Annotated in this window: 16 protein-coding genes; 4 read left to right on the top strand and 12 right to left on the bottom strand. The window is 64.1% G+C overall.

Features of this window, described 5'->3' with window-relative positions; genetic code table 11:
• Positions 1–24: 24 nt before the first annotated feature.
• The 8 genes from NJ75_RS05090 to NJ75_RS23690 form a co-directional block, all read right to left on the bottom strand.
• Positions 25–702 carry an NAD(P)H-binding protein gene (locus tag NJ75_RS05090; RefSeq protein WP_039332094.1) on the bottom strand — a complete coding sequence of 226 codons (678 nt, stop codon included), beginning with the start codon at positions 700–702 and terminating at the stop codon, positions 25–27.
• On the bottom strand, positions 695–1,894 hold the full coding sequence (locus NJ75_RS05085; protein ID WP_236727060.1) for a deoxyguanosinetriphosphate triphosphohydrolase: 1,200 nt from the start codon (positions 1,892–1,894) through the stop codon (positions 695–697). The genes NJ75_RS05090 and NJ75_RS05085 overlap by 8 nt, the downstream gene beginning before the upstream one ends.
• On the bottom strand, positions 1,875–2,564 hold the full coding sequence (locus NJ75_RS05080) for an aspartate/glutamate racemase family protein (RefSeq protein ID WP_039332092.1): 690 nt from the start codon (positions 2,562–2,564) through the stop codon (positions 1,875–1,877). The genes NJ75_RS05085 and NJ75_RS05080 overlap by 20 nt, the downstream gene beginning before the upstream one ends.
• A 79-nt stretch (positions 2,565–2,643) precedes the next feature.
• Positions 2,644–2,964, bottom strand: coding sequence for a hypothetical protein (locus tag NJ75_RS05075; protein WP_039332091.1), 321 nt, complete (start codon positions 2,962–2,964; stop codon positions 2,644–2,646).
• Positions 2,964–4,376 (bottom strand): NAD(P)(+) transhydrogenase (Re/Si-specific) subunit beta, encoded by a 1,413-nt coding sequence (locus tag NJ75_RS05070; RefSeq protein WP_039332090.1) that lies wholly within the window; start codon positions 4,374–4,376, stop codon positions 2,964–2,966. The genes NJ75_RS05075 and NJ75_RS05070 overlap by 1 nt, the downstream gene beginning before the upstream one ends.
• Positions 4,376–4,660 (bottom strand): NAD(P) transhydrogenase subunit alpha part 2, encoded by a 285-nt coding sequence (locus tag NJ75_RS05065; RefSeq protein ID WP_011445494.1) that lies wholly within the window; start codon positions 4,658–4,660, stop codon positions 4,376–4,378. The genes NJ75_RS05070 and NJ75_RS05065 overlap by 1 nt, the downstream gene beginning before the upstream one ends.
• A gap of 11 nt (positions 4,661–4,671) precedes the next feature.
• On the bottom strand, positions 4,672–5,787 hold the full coding sequence (locus NJ75_RS05060; protein ID WP_039332391.1) for an NAD(P) transhydrogenase subunit alpha: 1,116 nt from the start codon (positions 5,785–5,787) through the stop codon (positions 4,672–4,674).
• A 19-nt stretch (positions 5,788–5,806) separates the two neighbouring features.
• Positions 5,807–5,929: an aa3-type cytochrome c oxidase subunit IV gene (locus NJ75_RS23690; protein WP_082013273.1), complete on the bottom strand. Its 123-nt coding sequence runs from the start codon at positions 5,927–5,929 to the stop codon at positions 5,807–5,809.
• 168 nt (positions 5,930–6,097) lie between these two features.
• Between NJ75_RS23690 and NJ75_RS05055 the strand changes: the two genes are divergently transcribed.
• Together NJ75_RS05055 and NJ75_RS05050 are read left to right on the top strand one after the other, a co-directional pair.
• Positions 6,098–7,516 carry a sigma-54-dependent transcriptional regulator gene (locus tag NJ75_RS05055; protein WP_039332086.1) on the top strand — a complete coding sequence of 473 codons (1,419 nt, stop codon included), beginning with the start codon at positions 6,098–6,100 and terminating at the stop codon, positions 7,514–7,516.
• 19 nt (positions 7,517–7,535) lie between these two features.
• Positions 7,536–8,303, top strand: a complete 768-nt coding sequence (locus NJ75_RS05050; RefSeq protein WP_039332084.1) for an SDR family NAD(P)-dependent oxidoreductase — start codon at positions 7,536–7,538, stop codon at positions 8,301–8,303.
• On the opposite strand, the gene folP is transcribed toward NJ75_RS05050, so the two are convergent.
• The 3 genes from folP to NJ75_RS05035 all read right to left on the bottom strand — a co-directional run bounded on the left by folP (position 8,300) and on the right by NJ75_RS05035 (position 11,346).
• The gene (gene folP / locus NJ75_RS05045) at positions 8,300–9,406 is read right to left on the bottom strand and encodes a dihydropteroate synthase (protein ID WP_039332082.1); all 1,107 of its coding nucleotides are present in this window, start codon (positions 9,404–9,406) and stop codon (positions 8,300–8,302) included. The genes NJ75_RS05050 and folP overlap by 4 nt on opposite strands.
• Complete coding sequence (locus NJ75_RS05040; RefSeq protein ID WP_039332080.1) at positions 9,406–10,548, bottom strand: site-specific DNA-methyltransferase; 1,143 nt, start codon at positions 10,546–10,548, stop codon at positions 9,406–9,408. The genes folP and NJ75_RS05040 overlap by 1 nt, the downstream gene beginning before the upstream one ends.
• 207 nt (positions 10,549–10,755) lie before the next feature.
• The gene (locus NJ75_RS05035) at positions 10,756–11,346 is read right to left on the bottom strand and encodes a ribonuclease HII (RefSeq protein ID WP_039332078.1); all 591 of its coding nucleotides are present in this window, start codon (positions 11,344–11,346) and stop codon (positions 10,756–10,758) included.
• Positions 11,347–11,395: 49 nt separating this feature from the next.
• On the opposite strand from NJ75_RS05035, the gene NJ75_RS05030 reads away from it, so the two are divergent.
• Positions 11,396–12,526 (top strand): PQQ-dependent sugar dehydrogenase, encoded by a 1,131-nt coding sequence (locus NJ75_RS05030; RefSeq protein WP_039332389.1) that lies wholly within the window; start codon positions 11,396–11,398, stop codon positions 12,524–12,526.
• Positions 12,527–12,889: 363 nt separating this feature from the next.
• On the opposite strand, the gene NJ75_RS05020 is transcribed toward NJ75_RS05030, so the two are convergent.
• A complete protein-coding gene (locus tag NJ75_RS05020) occupies positions 12,890–15,202 on the bottom strand; it encodes a S8 family peptidase (RefSeq protein WP_052242023.1) in 2,313 nt (770 codons plus the stop codon).
• Positions 15,203–15,297: 95 nt separating this feature from the next.
• Between NJ75_RS05020 and NJ75_RS05015 the strand changes: the two genes are divergently transcribed.
• Entirely contained in the window at positions 15,298–15,987 is a 690-nt protein-coding gene (locus NJ75_RS05015; RefSeq protein ID WP_039332383.1) for a pyrimidine 5'-nucleotidase, read from the top strand.
• The last annotated feature ends 25 nt before the right edge of the window (positions 15,988–16,012 follow it).

Genomic DNA, 16,012 nt, shown 5'->3' with positions numbered 1-16,012 from the left:
GAAGTCAACTGGAGTGAGACCAGCTTATCCCCTGCGCAGGATGCGCTGCATCTCGTCGTGCTGGTGCACCACACGCCCATGCTGCTTCGTGCCAGCCAACTTCAGGATCACTTTCGCCACGTCGCTGGCCTTGGCGGAACGATACTTGCGCAAACTGCCGAGCATCAGAAGGTCTGTCAGCGGGCTGAGGATCATGCCGATCCTTTCGGCGGGCCTGGGTGAACCATCGCGCTTGCCGCGCAAAAGTCCGGGCCGGATTACGTCGAGCCGATCGAAGTGCAGCTTCGCCAGCTTGTCTTCGACCTCGCCCTTTACAGAAAGGTAGAAGTTCTTCGACGAGAACTGCGCCCCCACCGAGGACACGACGATAAGTTGGCGCGCCCCTGCGGCCTTGGCTGCTGCCGCGCATTCCAGGACAAGGTCATGGTCCACGGCGCGAAAGGCCTGGCGGCTTCCGCCCACGGCATTGATCGTGGTGCCCAGCGCAATGACCACGGTATGCGGGCGTCCCGCCGCTATGGCATCAGGCCAATGGCTGGTATCAGACAGCAGCATTTCCATGCGCGCGCCGGGCGGCAGCGGAACCTCGCGACGCGCAACGGCGACCAGATGGATGTCGGGACGACCGACCGCCTCGACCATGACCGCACGACCGATCAGCCCAGTCGCGCCGACGAGAACCACGCGGGTCTGCTCAGACATTGCGCAAGCCCTCCGGCGCCTGACCGAACAGTCGCGCATAGCTGTCGATCGCGTAGCGGTCGGTCATGCCCGAAATGAAGTCGGCGATGTGCCGCGTCCGTGCCGGTTCCGCCTCGGGAAGCGAGGCGCGCCAGCTTTCGGGCATCTGCACAGGGTCCTCGGCATAGGCCCGGAACAGCGCCGCGATCACGCCGCGTGCGCGATCTGCCGTCTGGCACTGCTCCTCGTGCAGGTAGAGCCGGTCATACATGAACTGCTTGAGTGCCCGCTCTTCCTCGCCCATCGCAGGCGAGAACGTGGCCAGCGCAAGCCCAGCCGCGCGCACGTCCTCGACGCTAACGACCCCCGTTTCCGCGATGTTGGCCCGAGCCGTGGTGATGACATCATTGACCATCCGGCCGATCTGTCCACGCACAAGTTCACGCAACAGGCGGTCCTGCGGTGCACCGGGAAACCGACGCTCGATCGCGCGCCACTGCTCTGCCAGCGATGGCAGTTCGAGCAATTGATCGAGACACAGGAACCCCGCCCTGAGGCCATCATCAATGTCGTGATTGTCATAGGCGATATCGTCCGAAATCGCCGCGACCTGCGCCTCGAGCGAGGCGAAGGAAGACAGTTCCAGAGAGAATGCCCTGTCCAGTTCCTCCAGAGCCCAGGTCGGCTTCAGGATCGGCCCGTTGTGCTTTGCCAGGCCCTCCAGCGTTTCCCAGGAAAGGTTCAAGCCTTCGTGCCCGCAATAAGGGCTCTCCAGCCGCATCAATACGCGCAGAGTGTTGGCGTTGTGGTCGAAGCCGCCTGCCCCGGCCATTGCCTCTTCCAGAGCATCCTCTCCGGCATGGCCGAACGGCGGATGACCAATGTCGTGCGCAAGGCAGAGCGCTTCGGTCAGGTCTTCGTCCAGCCCCAGCGCGCGGGCGATCACCCGGCCGATCTGTGCCACCTCAAGGCTATGCGTCAGCCGCACACGGTAATGATCGCCATCCGGCGCGATGAAGACCTGCGTCTTGTGGCGCAGCCGGCGGAACGCGATCGAATGGATGATGCGGTCGCGATCGCGCTGGAACGCGCTGCGCGGCCCGCGCGAGGCCTTGTCGTCCAGCCCGAACTCCCGCCCGCGCGTGCGCGCAGGGTCGCTGGCATAAGAAGCGCGGCCCTCGATCACGCTGCGCTCAACCGAGAATCCAGTCAACTGCGGCCTGCGCGTGGATGCGCGTACCATCGAAGATCGGCAGCACGTTCGCGTCTACGTCGATAACCATGTCCAGTTCGGTGCAGGCCAGCACTGCGCCCTTTGCACCACGCTGGCCCATGTTGGTCAGCATGGTCTTGAACGTCCGCTCGGCCGAGCGCGAGGCCTTGCCCAGCATCAACTCGTCATAGATGATCTTGTCCATCGCTTCGACTTCCTCGACGACGGGTGGCAGCAGGCTCACGCCATGAGCGACGAGGCGCTTGCGATAGAAGCTCTCCATCACGACGTTGCGCGTGCCGATCAGCGTGGCATTCGTTACGCCCTTTTCCTTCATCTTCGCGCCGACAGCATCCGCAATATGGATCACCGGGATCGACACTGCGTCGACCACCTTGTCATAGACCTTGTGCATCGAATTGGCGCCGATCAGCAGCGCGGTGGCCCCCGCCTGCTCCAGCCTGCGGGCGCTGTCGGTCAGCACTTCAGCGGCATGGTCCCACTGCTCCGGCGTCGAAAGGCGAATAAGGTTGGTGAAATCGAGGCTTTCGATCAGCAGCGGCGCGCTGGCCGTCTTCGAGGTGCGCGCCTGCACCAGCTGGTTGATGTCTTCGTAATAAGTGCGGGTCGAAACCCAGCTCATGCCGCCGATAAGGCCGATCTTGCGCAAAACGATAACTCCCCGGGCTTGAATGACAGGCCCCTGTTTGCACCGGCCTTACGAAAGGCGGCGGGGGAGGTCCAGACCGCTAACGCTTCCTCTCTGGCGCCAGACCGCTTGCACAGAGCGCTGCGGCGCTTGTCGTGACACCAAGCAGTTCGGCATCGCCAAGGCGCTTCACCGTGGCGACATAATCGGCCAACCCGCGTTTAGGTGCCTGAAGCGACTGCAACCGCTGCAACTGGCCGATGCTCAGGCGGTCAGTCATGCGCTCCGCCATGCACGAAGCGTTGGAATCGGAAAGGCCCGCATCGACGAGCGCCGAGCGGACCTTTCCATAAGCCAGCTTTGATGGCGAGCAGGCTGCCAGCGTCAAGACCGTGGCGATGACAGCGGCAGCCTTGCGCATCAGTGCTGCAGCGCCTTGACGATATCCTCGACCATCTTCTTTGCGTCAGCCAAGAGCATCATGGTCTGGTCCATGTAGAACACGTCGTTGTCGACGCCGGCATAGCCCACGCCACCCATCGAGCGCTTGACGAAGAAGATCGTCTTGGCCTTGTCGACGTCGAACACCGGCATGCCGTAGATCGGCGAGGACTTGTCGGTCTTGGCCGCCGGGTTGACCACGTCGTTGGCGCCGATGATGAAGGCCACGTCCGCCTGCGCGAACTCGCTGTTGATGTCTTCCAGCTCGAACACTTCATCATAGGGCACGTTGGCTTCGGCCAGCAGCACGTTCATGTGCCCGGGCATGCGGCCCGCCACAGGGTGGATGGCGTACTTGACGTTGACGCCTTCCTTCTTGAGCACGTCGCCCATCTCGCGCAGCGCGTGCTGCGCCTGGGATACGGCCATGCCGTAGCCCGGGATGATGATGACGTTCTCGGCTTCCCTCATCATGTAGGCCGCATCCTCGGCAGACCCGCGCTTCCACGGGCGCTGCTCGCGGGCAGCGCCACCAGCGGCAGTGGCCTCGGCGCCAAACCCGCCCGCGATAACCGCAAGGAACCCGCGGTTCATCGCCTTGCACATGATGTACGAAAGGATCGCGCCCGACGAGCCAACCAGTGCGCCTGTCACGATCATCGCGGTGTTGTGCAGGGTAAAGCCCATCGCCGCCGCCGCCCAGCCCGAGTACGAGTTGAGCATCGAGACGACCACCGGCATGTCCGCGCCGCCGATCGGGATGATCAGCAGGAAGCCGATGATGAACGACAGCACCGTGATCGTCGCGATCACCCAGGCCGACTGGTCCTGCGTGAAGTAGGCGACAAGGCCGATGATCGCGATCAACGTGCCGAGGTTCAGCACATGGCGGCCCGGCAGCAGGATCGGCGATCCGCTCATCTTGCCGGCCAGCTTGAGGAAGGCGATGACCGAGCCGGAGAACGTGATCGCACCGATGGCGATGCCGAGGCCGAGCTCGATGCGGCTGACCGGATTGATCTGGCCGTCCGGGAGCATGATTCCGAAGGCATCAGGATTGAGGTAGGCAGCAAGGCCCACCAGCACGGCGGCAAGGCCGACCAGCGAGTGGAACGCGGCGACCAGCTGCGGCATGTCGGTCATCGCGATCTTGCGGGCGATGACGAAGCCGATGCCGCCACCGATGGCCAGCGCCACGATGATTTCCGGCAAGCTGGCGATCTCGTGTGTCAGCAGCGTGGTGGCGACCGCGATGGTCATGCCGATCATGCCATAGCGGTTGCCCGCACGGCTCGTCGCCGGGCTGGAAAGCCCGCGCAGCGCGAGGATGAAGAGGACGCCCGAAACCAGATAGGCCAGCGCCACCCAAGGAGAGACAGCGACGTGTTCCATCACTTCTTCTCCTTCTTCTTGTACATCGCCAGCATGCGCGCCGTCACGGCAAACCCGCCGAAGATGTTGACCGAAGCCAGCACCACAGCGCCCAGCCCCAGCCACTTGGCCGAAGGGCTACCGGCAGCAGCCGATGCCACGAGCGCGCCGACCACGATCACCGAGGAGATCGCGTTGGTCACCGCCATCAGCGGCGTGTGCAGGGCCGGCGTGACCGACCAGACGACGTAGTACCCGACAAAGCAGGCGAGCACGAAAATGCTCAGGATCGATATGAAGTCCATGGCTTTCCCCCTCAGCCGAGCAGTCGTTCGTTCACAACCTTCCCGCCCTGCGTCAGGCGGATGGCGTTGCCGATTTCCTCGTCCAGAACAGGCTTGCCCTGCTCCTTGTCCCAGAAGGCCGAGAGGAAGTTGTAGAGATTGCGCGCGAACAGCGCCGAGGCATCCGCCGGCAGGTGCGCCGGCGTGTTCGAATAGCCGACGATCTTGACGCCGTGCTTTTCGACGACTTGATCCGGCACCGAACCTTCGACGTTACCGCCCTGCGCCACGGCAAGGTCGAAGATCACCGAGCCCGGCTTCATCGTCGCAATCTGCGCATCCGAGATCAGGCGCGGCGCGGCACGGCCCGGGATCAGCGCAGTCGTGATGACGATGTCCTGCTTGGCGATGTGCGCGCTGACCAGCTCGGCCTGCGCCTTCTGGTATTCCTCGCTCATTTCCGTGGCATAGCCGCCGGCGCCCTCGCCTTCGATACCGGCGACGCTTTCCACGAAGATCGGCTTGGCGCCGAGCGACTGGATCTGCTCCTTGGTGGCAGAGCGCACGTCGGTCGCCGAGACCTGCGCACCGAGGCGGCGCGCCGTGGCAATCGCCTGAAGACCGGCAACGCCGACGCCCATGACGAAGCACTTGGCAGCCGAGACCGTGCCTGCCGCCGTCATCATCATCGGGAACGCGCGGCCATAGAGGTTCGCTGCGACCAGCACTGCCTTGTACCCGGCAAGGTTCGACTGCGAAGACAGAATGTCCATGGACTGCGCACGCGTGATGCGCGGCATGAACTCCATCGCCAGCGCTTCGTATCCGGCAGCGGCATAGGCATCCACCCGTGCCCGCTTGCCGAAGGGATCAAGCCCGGCGACGATCCATGCGCCGGGCTTTGCGCCTGCCAGTTGCTCAGGCTCCGGTCCCTGCACGCCAAGCACGATGTCCGCGCCCTGCACCGCATTGTCCGCAACCTCGGCCCCGGCGGCGCGGTAATCATCGTCGGAGATCGAAGCGGTAATCCCCGCCCCGCTCTCGACGGCCACTGTGGCCCCGAGGGCAATGAACTTCTTCACGGTCTCAGGCGATGCCGAAACCCTGCTCTCCCCTGTCGCACGTTCCCGAAGGACGGCGATCTTTATTGCCCCCGCCACGGCGCTCTTACTGGATCACCAGGATGACCACGAAAACCAGCGCGCAGATCGCCGGCGTGGCCCACTTCACCATGTTCACGAAACCTTCGTACGTCGACTTTGCAGCCTTGATGTCGTTTGCCGGAGCCATTTTCTTCCCCAAAAACCATGCGCCACTGGGGCGCGACGTGCATGCTCTAGCGATGGCCGCCCCTGCGCTCAAGTGCGGAGCAGTCTCATCGCGCTTAATCGGCTCTTTACCCTATCGGCCTAGAGCAATGCTCCTGACGTATTTGCGGGGGAGTCAAAAGACTAGGTCATGCAGGAGCCCGAACAGCGCCTTCTCATGCTCATCGACGATGAACCCGCCCAGTGCCGCCTGATTTCGGCGCTGGCTTCGCGGGAGGGCTGGCGCACGGTCATCGCCCGCGATTCGGAAAGCGCGATCGCCACGCTGGGCACCCGCCAGGGTATGCAACTCGGCGCGATCATTCTGGATCAATGGGTTCCGGGCGACGATGCCTGCGCACTCATCGCCGAATTGAAGGCACGCCGTCCCGCACTTCCGATTCTGATGCTGACTACCAGCAACTCGCCCCTGCTCGCTGTGGAGGCAATGCGCGCGGGCGCCACCGATTACCTTATCAAGCCGGTCGCGCCGGAACGCCTGCTCCAGGCCCTGCGCAGCGCGACTTCGCGCGAGACCGACGCAAGTGAACTGCAACCCCTGACCGAGAAATTCGGCGCCCCGCTCGACTTCGATTCGATGATCGGCGCAACCCCGGCCTTCCGCGCGGCGCTGGCCGTGGCGGCAAAGGCCGCGCGCACCCATGGCAGCGTGTTGATCGAAGGCGAAAGCGGCACAGGCAAGGAAATGCTGGTCCGCGCCATGCACGCAGCCAGCCCGCGCAGCCGGACCGCACTCAAGACCATCAACGTCGGCGGCATGCCTGCCAATCAGGTTGAATCCGCGTTGTTCGGACACGAGAAAGGCGCGTTCGCCGGAGCGTTCGAACGTCACGTCGGATTGCTCCAGCATGCTGATGGCGGCACCCTTGTCATCGACGAGGTTGATCGCCTGCCGGATTACGTGCAGGAGCGAATGATCCGCTTTCTCGAACGGGGTGACGTCCAGCCCATCGGCGCGCGGCATTCATTCCGCGTCGATGTTCGAGTGATCGCCTGCGCCAATGCTGGCCTGCGGGACCTTGTCGAGACCCGCGACTTCCGCGCCGAACTCCATGCCTTGCTGAGCCAGACACAGGTCCTGCTGCCGGCATTGCGAGAGCGCTCGGCGGATATTCCGGCACTTGCAAGGCATTTCCTGACCCGCATCGGCGAACAGCCAGGGCTCAGGCCGCTCGGCATTACTGATGGAGCGTTGGCACTTCTGTCGGCATATGATTGGCCTGGAAATGTCCGCCAGTTGCAGGCCACCCTGTTCCGCGCCGCCGTATTCTGCGATGGCGAGGCGCTAACGGCACAAGACTTCCCCAGCCTTTCGAACCTGATCGGGGAATCCAGCCGCCGCGCACCGAATGTTACCGATGGCGCCGGCATCACCCTGTTCGCACCCGATGGCAACCTGCGACCTCTCGAAGACATCGAGGCCGACGTCATCCGGCTGGCAATCGGCCACTATCGCGGTCGCATGACCGAAGTTGCCCGCCGCCTTGGTATCGGCCGCTCCACTCTTTACCGCAAGCTTTCGGAACTTGGCATCGACAACGCGGCCTGACCCGCGCTAGCTTCCCGGCATGACGGGAAATAGCGAATTTGCAGGTTGCATCGCGCTTGTCACCGGTGCCGCCGCGGGGATAGGTGCCAGCGCCGCGCGCTGGCTCGATGCGCAGGGGATCGGCGAGCTCGTTCTGGTCGATATTGACAGGCCAGCGCTCGACCGGCTGGGCCTGTCCTGCAAGGTCCATCCTTTTGGCGGCGACGTCACGGATCCCTCGCTCTGGAAACTGCTGGAGCGCGAAGTGCCTCGGATCGATTACGCCGTGCTCAATGCCGGTATCGCCAGCAACGGCGAGATCACTGACCTCGACATCACCGCCTGGCGCAAGACACTGTCGGTCAATCTCGACGGCATGTTCCTTTCGCTGCGTACCGCCTTGCGCGCCATGAAGAGGGCAAACCGCGGAGCGGTCGTGCTGACGGCCTCGGTCTCCGGCATCAAGGCAGCCGCCGGAACCGCGGCCTATTCCGCATCGAAGGCCGCGACGATCCAGCTGGCAAAGGTCGCGGCTGCAGAAGCCGCAAGGTACGGCGTGCGGGTGAACGCCATCGCACCGGGCGGCGTCGACACTGGCATTTGGGACCGCGCCGAATGGTTCGCACCGCTGATCGAACAGCATGGTGGACGCGCCGAAGCGCTTGCCGCAATGGCAAAGGACGCCACGCCACTTGGGCGCTTCGCCAGCGCGGATGAGGTTGCGGCGCAGATCGGCTTCCTGCTGTCCGACGCAGCAGCGACCATCACCGGCACCTGCCTGGTCAGCGATGGCGGCGTCTCGCTCTAGGCAAGCTGGCTGAAATCCGTCAGCGCCGCATCGCGCAGGCCGCGCCAGACGTGCATGGCCTGCACGGTTTCGGCCACATCGTGCACGCGCACCATCTGGCAGCCGGCATCCATCGCCTTGAGCGCCAGCATGACCGAACCGGCCATGCGCTGATGGGCTGGCACCTCGTTGGAAAGTGCCCCGATCATCCGCTTGCGACTGGCCCCGAACAGGATCGGCTGACCAAGCGCATGGAACAATGGCAGGGCATTGATCAGCGCAAGGTTCTCCGCGAGCGACTTGCCAAAGCCTATGCCGGGATCCAGCAGGACCTTCTCCCGCGCAATCCCCGCCGCGACGGCTGCGTCACGGCGTTCGCGCAAGGCATCGAACACATCGAGCACAACGTCGGCGTAGTCGCCATCGGCATGCAGATCGCCGTCGTTGCCAGGCGCATGCATCAGCACCACCGGAGCCCCGGAACGAGCCACGATCTCGGTCGTCCGGGCGTCATGACGCATAGCCGAAACATCGTTGACGATGTGTGCCCCTGCCGCCAGCGCCGCCTCGATTACCAAGGAGCGCCGACTGTCGATGGAAATCGCTGCGCCTGCTGCCGCAAGCTGCTCGATCACCGGCACCACGCGCTTTGCCTCGTCGCCTTCCCACACCGCCGCGGCGCCGGGGCGGGTGGATTCACCACCGACGTCGATCACCCCCGCCCCGGCTGATAGCATCGCGTGGGCGTGCTCAAGCGCGGCGTCAGGCTTGTCGAGGAATTGGCCACCATCGGAAAAGCTGTCGGGCGTCACATTGAGGATACCCATCACCACCGGCTGATCGAGCCGCACCACCCGCTGCCCGCAGGCGATGGGCGCGTGCGTGCAGCGCAGGTTGTCCCATTGCTCCGCTGCATCGGCGGCCAAGGCATCGGGCAAGGTGGCAATTGCCTTCTGAACATCGCCCGCGCCGAACCTCTGCCGCGAGACCACCTTTCCGCCCTCGCGCACGATCAGGACAAAGCGGCTGGCGTAGATCAGACCCCCGCCCAGCCTGATCGCCTCGCCATCTTCCGCTTGCGGACTGTCGGCGAACGCGATCGGACGGATATAGACGCGAGGCATCAATCCTCGACGGCGAGCAGGTACAACTGGCGCAGCGCGTCGATCGGCTTCACCTCGCCCTCGTGCTCGACATGCCAGAAGGTCCAGCCATTGCACGATGGCGCGCCCTGCAGCTTTGCACCAAGCCCATGGATCGAACCGATCTCCGCGCCTGCCTGGAGCGAACCATCAGCCCGCACCACTGCCTCGAACTTGCCCTTCTTGGCGGTCAGACGGGTACCAGGGGCCAGATAGCCACTCTCGACCAGCGCGCCGAAGGCCACCTTGGGCGCCGTGCGCTTCGACTGCATCGTAACAAGCGCGGATTCGTCCAGCGGCAGCGCCAGTTCGATGCGTTCCTGCGCTACTTCGATGTAGTCGTCCTCGCGCTCGCAGCCGATCCAGTCGCGGCCCAGGCGCCTGGCCACCGCGCCTGTCGTGCCAGTGCCGAAGAACGGATCGAGCACCACATCGCCCTTGTTGGTCGTCGCCAGCATCACGCGATAGAGCAGCGCCTCGGGCTTCTGCGTCGGATGCGCCTTGGTACCGTTGCGGCGCAGGCGTTCGGGGCCTGAGCAGATCGGCAGCACCCAGTCAGAGCGCATCTGCAACTCGTCATTCAGCGTCTTCATCGCACGATAGTTGAAGGTGTACTTCGACTTCTCGCTCTTCGATGCCCAGATCAGCGTCTCGTGCGCATTGGTAAAGCGCGTGCCCTTGAAGTTGGGCATCGGGTTGGCCTTGCGCCAGATGATGTCGTTGAGGATCCAGAAGCCGAGGTCCTGCAGGATCGTGCCGACGCGGAAGATATTGTGATAGCTGCCGATCACCCAGATCGAACCATCGGGCTTGAGCAAGCGCCGCGCCTCGGTCAGCCATTCGCGCGTAAACTGGTCGTAGACCGCAAAGCTCGAGAACTTGTCCCAGTCGTTGGTCACCGCATCGACATGGCTGCCATCAGGCCGTGCCAGATCGCCGCCCAATTGCAGGTTATAGGGCGGATCGGCAAAGATCATGTCGATCGAGGCGTCCGGCAGCTTGCGCATCTCCGAAATGCAGTCACCACGCAGGATCTGGTTCACCGGAAGCGCGACATCCGCCTTCAGCACCTTTGCCGGCGCCGCACGCAATGCCTTCGCGCGTTCCTTGACTGCAACTGCCATATCTAGTCCCTGACCCCTTGTGGATAAGCCCACCGTTTGAGTCATCGGAGACTCGCCGTCAAGCGGCGACTCGCCAGATTCCGGCGAGTCGCGCGGGGTTCAGGATGAGAACGAAAAGAGTCTATTTCGACATCTAGAGTCTTGGCACGGGCACAGGACTCAACATCTAGTGGTGTGCCCAGACAGACTCACCGCCAAATTTTTTCGTCAGAGCAACTGCAACTGCGCCACAGGGGCAAAGCTGCGCCGGTGCAAGGGCGTTGGCCCGTGTTCACGCAGAGCCGCCAGATGCTCGGGCGTGCCGTAGCCTGCATTGCGCTCCCACCCATAGTGCGGATGCGCCAGCGCCGCCTCGCGCATGATCCGGTCGCGGTGTTCCTTGGCGATGATCGAGGCTGCAGAAATGCACGGCTCCAGCGCATCCCCGCCGACGATCGGCCGTGCGGGCCAGCACCATTCCGGTCGCCGGCCATGCGGCGTAAGGTTGCCGTCGATCAGTACCTCGCCCACGCCTTCGTCGTGTGCGATCTGCTCGCACAGTGCCTGCACCGCCAGCGTCATCGCCAGCATGGTCGCGCCGAAGATGTTGAGCCGGTCGATCTCCTCGGGCTCGACCACGCCAACCGCCCAACGGCAACGGCGCTTGATCTTCTCTTCCAGCTCCGCCCGGCGCGCCGCGCTCAGCTTCTTGGAATCATCCAGACCCGAAGGCCGCGGCTTGCACAAGACCACCGCCGCCGCCACCACTGGCCCGGCGAGTGGCCCTCGCCCCGCTTCGTCCACACCGATGGTGACCATGGACGAAAAGGAGGTGGCACAACTGGCGTTCAGGGGCATTGTGGGCTGCATGACGAATCCGATCCTGCGCTCGCTATCGCCTCTCGCCCTGCTCCTCGCAAGCTGTGGCTCATCGATTTCCGCCCAAGGCGCCGATCCCGCGGCAGGCATCACGATTACCGATGTCGCCACCTTTGACGAGCCATGGGCGATGACCTTCCTGCCCGGCACCAATATGGCGCTGATCACCGAGAAGAAGGGCAAGCTCAAGCTCTGGACCGAGGGCACCAGCAAGACCGTTGAAGTCTCCGGCACTCCCACCGTCGATTACGGCGGACAGGGCGGCTTTGGCGATGTCGTCGCCGCGCCCGATTTCGCGCAGAGCGGCATGGTCTATCTCAGCTGGGTCGAAGCGGGCGCGAATGACACGCGCGGCGCGGTCGTCGCACGCGCAAAACTGGTCATGGGCGACGCGCCCCGTCTTGAAGGCTTGAACGTGATCTGGCGGCAGTTCCCCAAGGTCACCGGCAAGGGCCACTTCTCGCACCGCATCGCCTTCTCGCCCGACGGCAAATACCTGTTCATCTCCTCCGGCGATCGGCAGAAGTTCACGCCTGCGCAGGACCTTTCGGCCAACCTCGGCAAGATCATCCGCCTCCTGCCCGATGGCACCCCCGCCCCCGGCAATCCCTTTGCAGGCAAGGGCGGCGTCTCGGCACAGATCTGGTCCTACGGCCACCGCAACCTGCTCGGCCTCGCCTTCTCGCCCGATGGTCGCCTGTGGGACTTGGAACACGGCCCCGCCGGCGGTGACGAGATCAACCACGTCGAAGCGGCCAAGAACTACGGCTGGCCCTTGGTGTCAGACGGCGACCACTACGACGGCAAGCCGATCCCCCGCAACAGGACCCGCCCCGACCTCGCCCAGCCCGCGATCAGCTGGAACCCGGTCATCGCGCCGGGCGACATGATCTTCTACACCGGCAAAGCCTTCCCGCAATGGCAAGGCCAGGCCCTGATCGCCGCCCTGGGCGCAGGCGGCATCGTCCGCGTGAAAATCAAGGGCGAGAAGGCGACGGAACTCGAACGCATAGACCTCGGCAACCGCATCCGCGAAATCGAACAGGCCCCGGACGGGACGCTCTACGTGCTGGAGGATGGCGAGGATGCGAAGCTGCGGCATGTGGTGCCGAAGGGGTGAGCGCTGGCCCCAACGGTCAATCGAGCGTTAAGCGCGCCTCCAATTCTAGCCGTCAAAATGGCACTGAGATCTTCTAATCGAAAGCGTGGACATCATTGCCTACACCGGACATTATTGCTGCATGATTTCCACGATTTCGCAAACGAAGGTGTGGGCCTTACGGATCATCGCCGCTGCTTGGCTTGCGACGGCGCTTCCATTTGCCTTGTTGAGTATTTTCCTTTTTGAGCTCCCGCTCTGGCCCAATTTTGGTCCGGACAGCACGACGGAAGGCGTGAGTGTTTGGGCCGCATTCGTTGCGTGGTTCTACATTACGCCAGTTGGACTGCTAATAGTTCGTCGTCGCTGGAATCGGGGATTGACCTAAAACCCCCGCGACCAACTCACCGCAACCCCACCATCGTCCGGCGCATCCGCAAAATGCCCCGGCTCCCGGCGGAAGAACACGCTGGCCGAGGCATCACCGCCCCACAGCGCCGTCGCCCAAGCCAGCTCCGCATCAAGATCGCGCCCCTTCGGTGCCAGCGACAGCGGTACACGTGCGAAGGTGGCGCTTTGCGTCGCATAGTCCCACGCCACCGGCAGGTTCAATTCGAGCCCGCCGCGCTCCACACGCAAGGGTTGCGAGACGCGCAAGGCCAATCGGTCGCCATCCGCCAGCACGCCTTGGCGCGAAAGATCCACGCTCCACGATGACGAGACGAGTCGCGAACCGCCAGTCGCCACCGCGCCGCTGTCGATCCGCGTGAAGCCGACACTGCCCGTCGCCCCCAGTGCCCAGCCTTTCCCGAACCGCCAGCCAAGCCCCGGCGAAACCGTCGCCGTCGTTGCCCCGCCGCCGCCCAGAGCCTCGGCAAAGCGCGCGCCAAGCACCGTGCGCTCCTCGCGCATCAGTCCAAGGCCGAGCCGCCAATCAAGCGCACCGCCCTGCCCGCCATCGAGCGCAAAGCCGATCTGCGTCATCCGATCCTCACGCCGCTCGCGCAAGGGATCGGGCCGTACCAGCACGCTGCGCTCCGCCGCAACCGTAAGCCCCAGCTTGCCCAACCGATAGCGCGCCGCCATCCCCGTCTCAGGCCGGGTGAACATTCTACTCGCCATGCCGGCGACAACAAACTGCGGCTCGCGCCGCTGCTGCAACCGCGCGGTCAAGCTCTCGGCGCTCACCTTCCATCCCAGCGCCAGATCGAGAGAACGATCAAGCCGCGTCACCACCGAAGATGCCAGAACCCGCGCCTGCTGCCCCTCGTCCGGCGCAAGCCGCAAGGGCACCGCGCCGAACCGCCGGTCCACCGTGAACGCCAGCGCAAAGCCCGAAGCATCCATCGCCATCGGCCTGCCCCCGCCAGCCAGCGCCTCATGCAATGGCAATCGCGCCTGCCCCACCCGCAGGCCCGCCGCGAGGTTAAGCTTGTAAGCCCGCTGGTATCCATCCAGCATCACCGCGCCAAGCGATGCCCCGCTCAACGCATCCCCCATCGCCCCGCTGCTCGTTCCCGTAAGCCCATCGAGCGACACCGCCACTTGCGTCCCTGCCAGCCCGGTCGAGCCCTGCGGCGAAAAGGCCCGCGCAATATCCAGAATCCCGCGGCCATAAACCGCATCGGTGCCCGTGACCCCCGCATCTCGCGCGGTACGCAGCAGCAGGTCAACGATCTGCGTTCCGGTCAGGTTAGGGAAGGCCTGCGCGAGCAGCGCCGCCGCGCCCGAAACCTGCGGCGCGGCAAAGCTCGTGCCGCTCACCACTGTCACGAACGTCCCCTGCGCATTCGTCTCGGTCTTGATCTGGCTCCCCTCATAGACGCAGCACACGTCCTCGCCCTGCGCCATCAGGACCGATGCCGCCGAGCTTCCCGGCTTGTTGCTAAAGGCCGAAGCCGCACCGCTGGCATTCACCGAGCCGACGATGATGACATTGCCGCCGCCGGCCTGGAGCAGCGACTGCGCGAAAGGATCGGGATTGTTCGGATCGATCGCCGGATCGGTGCTGTCGCCATCGTTCCCTGCCGAAACGACGACCACCACGCCCGCCGAAGCGGCTTTCGCAACTGCTGACCGCAATGTCGTGTTGGCTGGGTCGCCGCCCAGCGAAAGATTGATGACCTTCGCGCCCGCAGAGACCGCTGCATTGATGCCCGCCGCGATTGCGCTGTCGGCAAACGTGCAGCCATCCGACGCAGCGCACGAACCCGGCGTATCGGCCCGCAGCATCTGGATCGTTGCGCCCCAGGCGATCCCGACGATCCCGGAATTGTTCCGCGCCGCTGCCGCCGTCAGGGCAACCTGCGTGCCGTGGTCGTCATCAGCATTGTTCAACCCGCGCGATTGCACCACGTCGGTCGATGATGAAGCGATCCGTCCGGCAAACTCGGCATTGGACGTATTGATGCCGGAATCGACGATCGCAATCGTTGTCCCCGCCCCGCTCGCTCCCGCCTGCCAGGCCGTGATCGCGCCGTGCAGCGAAGGCCCATCCGACCGGCGATATTCCGCCGTATCGAAATTGACTGGAGTAGGAGTGGGTGTAGGCGTCGGAACTGGCGTCGGCGTCGGCGTGGGCGTAGGTGCCGGCGCAGGCGCAGGCGTGCTCGAGACGCTGCCGCCCCCTCCGCATGCCGCCAATCCGGCAGCCAGCACTGCGACTGCGGCATGACCAAACCAGCGAATTTCCGACATCACCGCACCCCGGCTCCGGTAGCTTTGCCCAAGTCTTGCTGATAACCCCAGGGCCGTAAATGCCGAATGACACAGTTCCGGACTGGAATACGCAAATGCCCTTCGATCCCACGATTGTTGATTGCTGGATCTTCGATCTCGACAACACGCTCTATCCCCCATCGACCCGGCTGTTCGATCAGATCGATGAGCGCATGGGCCTGTTCATCAAGGACCTGCTCGGCTGCGACGAGCTGGAGGCTCGGCGCGTGCAGAAGCTCTACTTCCACGATCACGGCACCACCCTTTCAGGCCTGATGCATTACCACGCCACCGATCCGCACCATTTTCTCGGCTTCGTGCACGACATCGACATTACCCCGCTGGCTGCCGCACCGCGTCTGGCAGACAGGCTGGCGAAACTCCCGGGCCGCAAGATCCTCTTCACCAATGGCGATGATGCCTATGCCGCCAGGGTGCTTGCCGGACTCGATCTTTCCGACAGTTTCGACGGGCTGTGGGACATCCACGCCATGGCCTACAAACCCAAGCCCGAGCCCACGGCATACACCAGCATGATCGAAGCGTTGGGCGTCAATCCCGAGACTTCGGTCTTCGTCGAAGACATGGCGCGCAACCTCGCCCCGGCCAAGGCCCTCGGCATGCAGACGGTCTGGCTCGATCTCGCCACGGACTGGGGCGATCGCGCCAAGGATGATGCCGCAATCGACGTGGTCACAGACGATGTCGTCGCATGGCTGGATCATACGATTGCGGCGCTTGCCGATCAGACAACGCTCGGCTAGTCGCCACGCAATTTTGTTCCATACC

Source organism: Novosphingobium subterraneum (assembly GCF_000807925.1).
GTDB classification, from domain to species: Bacteria; Pseudomonadota; Alphaproteobacteria; order Sphingomonadales; family Sphingomonadaceae; genus Novosphingobium; species Novosphingobium subterraneum.
Note: the sequence above shows the minus strand (reverse complement) of the source record. Positions and strands in the feature narration are given on the sequence as shown.

What these genes read in the sequence shown, in the direction of transcription:
- NJ75_RS05090 (WP_039332094.1), bottom strand. Translation starts at nt 702, where the DNA reads ATGTCTGAGCAGACCCGCGTGGTTCTCGTCGGCGCGACTGGGCTGATC.
- NJ75_RS05075 (WP_039332091.1), bottom strand. Translation starts at nt 2,964, where the DNA reads ATGCGCAAGGCTGCCGCTGTCATCGCCACGGTCTTGACGCTGGCAGCC.
- NJ75_RS05070 (WP_039332090.1), bottom strand. Translation starts at nt 4,376, where the DNA reads ATGGAACACGTCGCTGTCTCTCCTTGGGTGGCGCTGGCCTATCTGGTT.
- NJ75_RS05065 (WP_011445494.1), bottom strand. Translation starts at nt 4,660, where the DNA reads ATGGACTTCATATCGATCCTGAGCATTTTCGTGCTCGCCTGCTTTGTC.
- NJ75_RS23690 (WP_082013273.1), bottom strand. Translation starts at nt 5,929, where the DNA reads ATGGCTCCGGCAAACGACATCAAGGCTGCAAAGTCGACGTACGAAGGT.
- NJ75_RS05055 (WP_039332086.1), top strand. Translation starts at nt 6,098, where the DNA reads ATGCAGGAGCCCGAACAGCGCCTTCTCATGCTCATCGACGATGAACCC.
- NJ75_RS05050 (WP_039332084.1), top strand. Translation starts at nt 7,536, where the DNA reads ATGACGGGAAATAGCGAATTTGCAGGTTGCATCGCGCTTGTCACCGGT.
- folP (WP_039332082.1), bottom strand. Translation starts at nt 9,406, where the DNA reads ATGCCTCGCGTCTATATCCGTCCGATCGCGTTCGCCGACAGTCCGCAA.
- NJ75_RS05040 (WP_039332080.1), bottom strand. Translation starts at nt 10,548, where the DNA reads ATGGCAGTTGCAGTCAAGGAACGCGCGAAGGCATTGCGTGCGGCGCCG.
- NJ75_RS05035 (WP_039332078.1), bottom strand. Translation starts at nt 11,346, where the DNA reads ATGGTCACCATCGGTGTGGACGAAGCGGGGCGAGGGCCACTCGCCGGG.
- NJ75_RS05030 (WP_039332389.1), top strand. Translation starts at nt 11,396, where the DNA reads ATGACGAATCCGATCCTGCGCTCGCTATCGCCTCTCGCCCTGCTCCTC.
- NJ75_RS05020 (WP_052242023.1), bottom strand. Translation starts at nt 15,202, where the DNA reads ATGTCGGAAATTCGCTGGTTTGGTCATGCCGCAGTCGCAGTGCTGGCT.
- NJ75_RS05015 (WP_039332383.1), top strand. Translation starts at nt 15,298, where the DNA reads ATGCCCTTCGATCCCACGATTGTTGATTGCTGGATCTTCGATCTCGAC.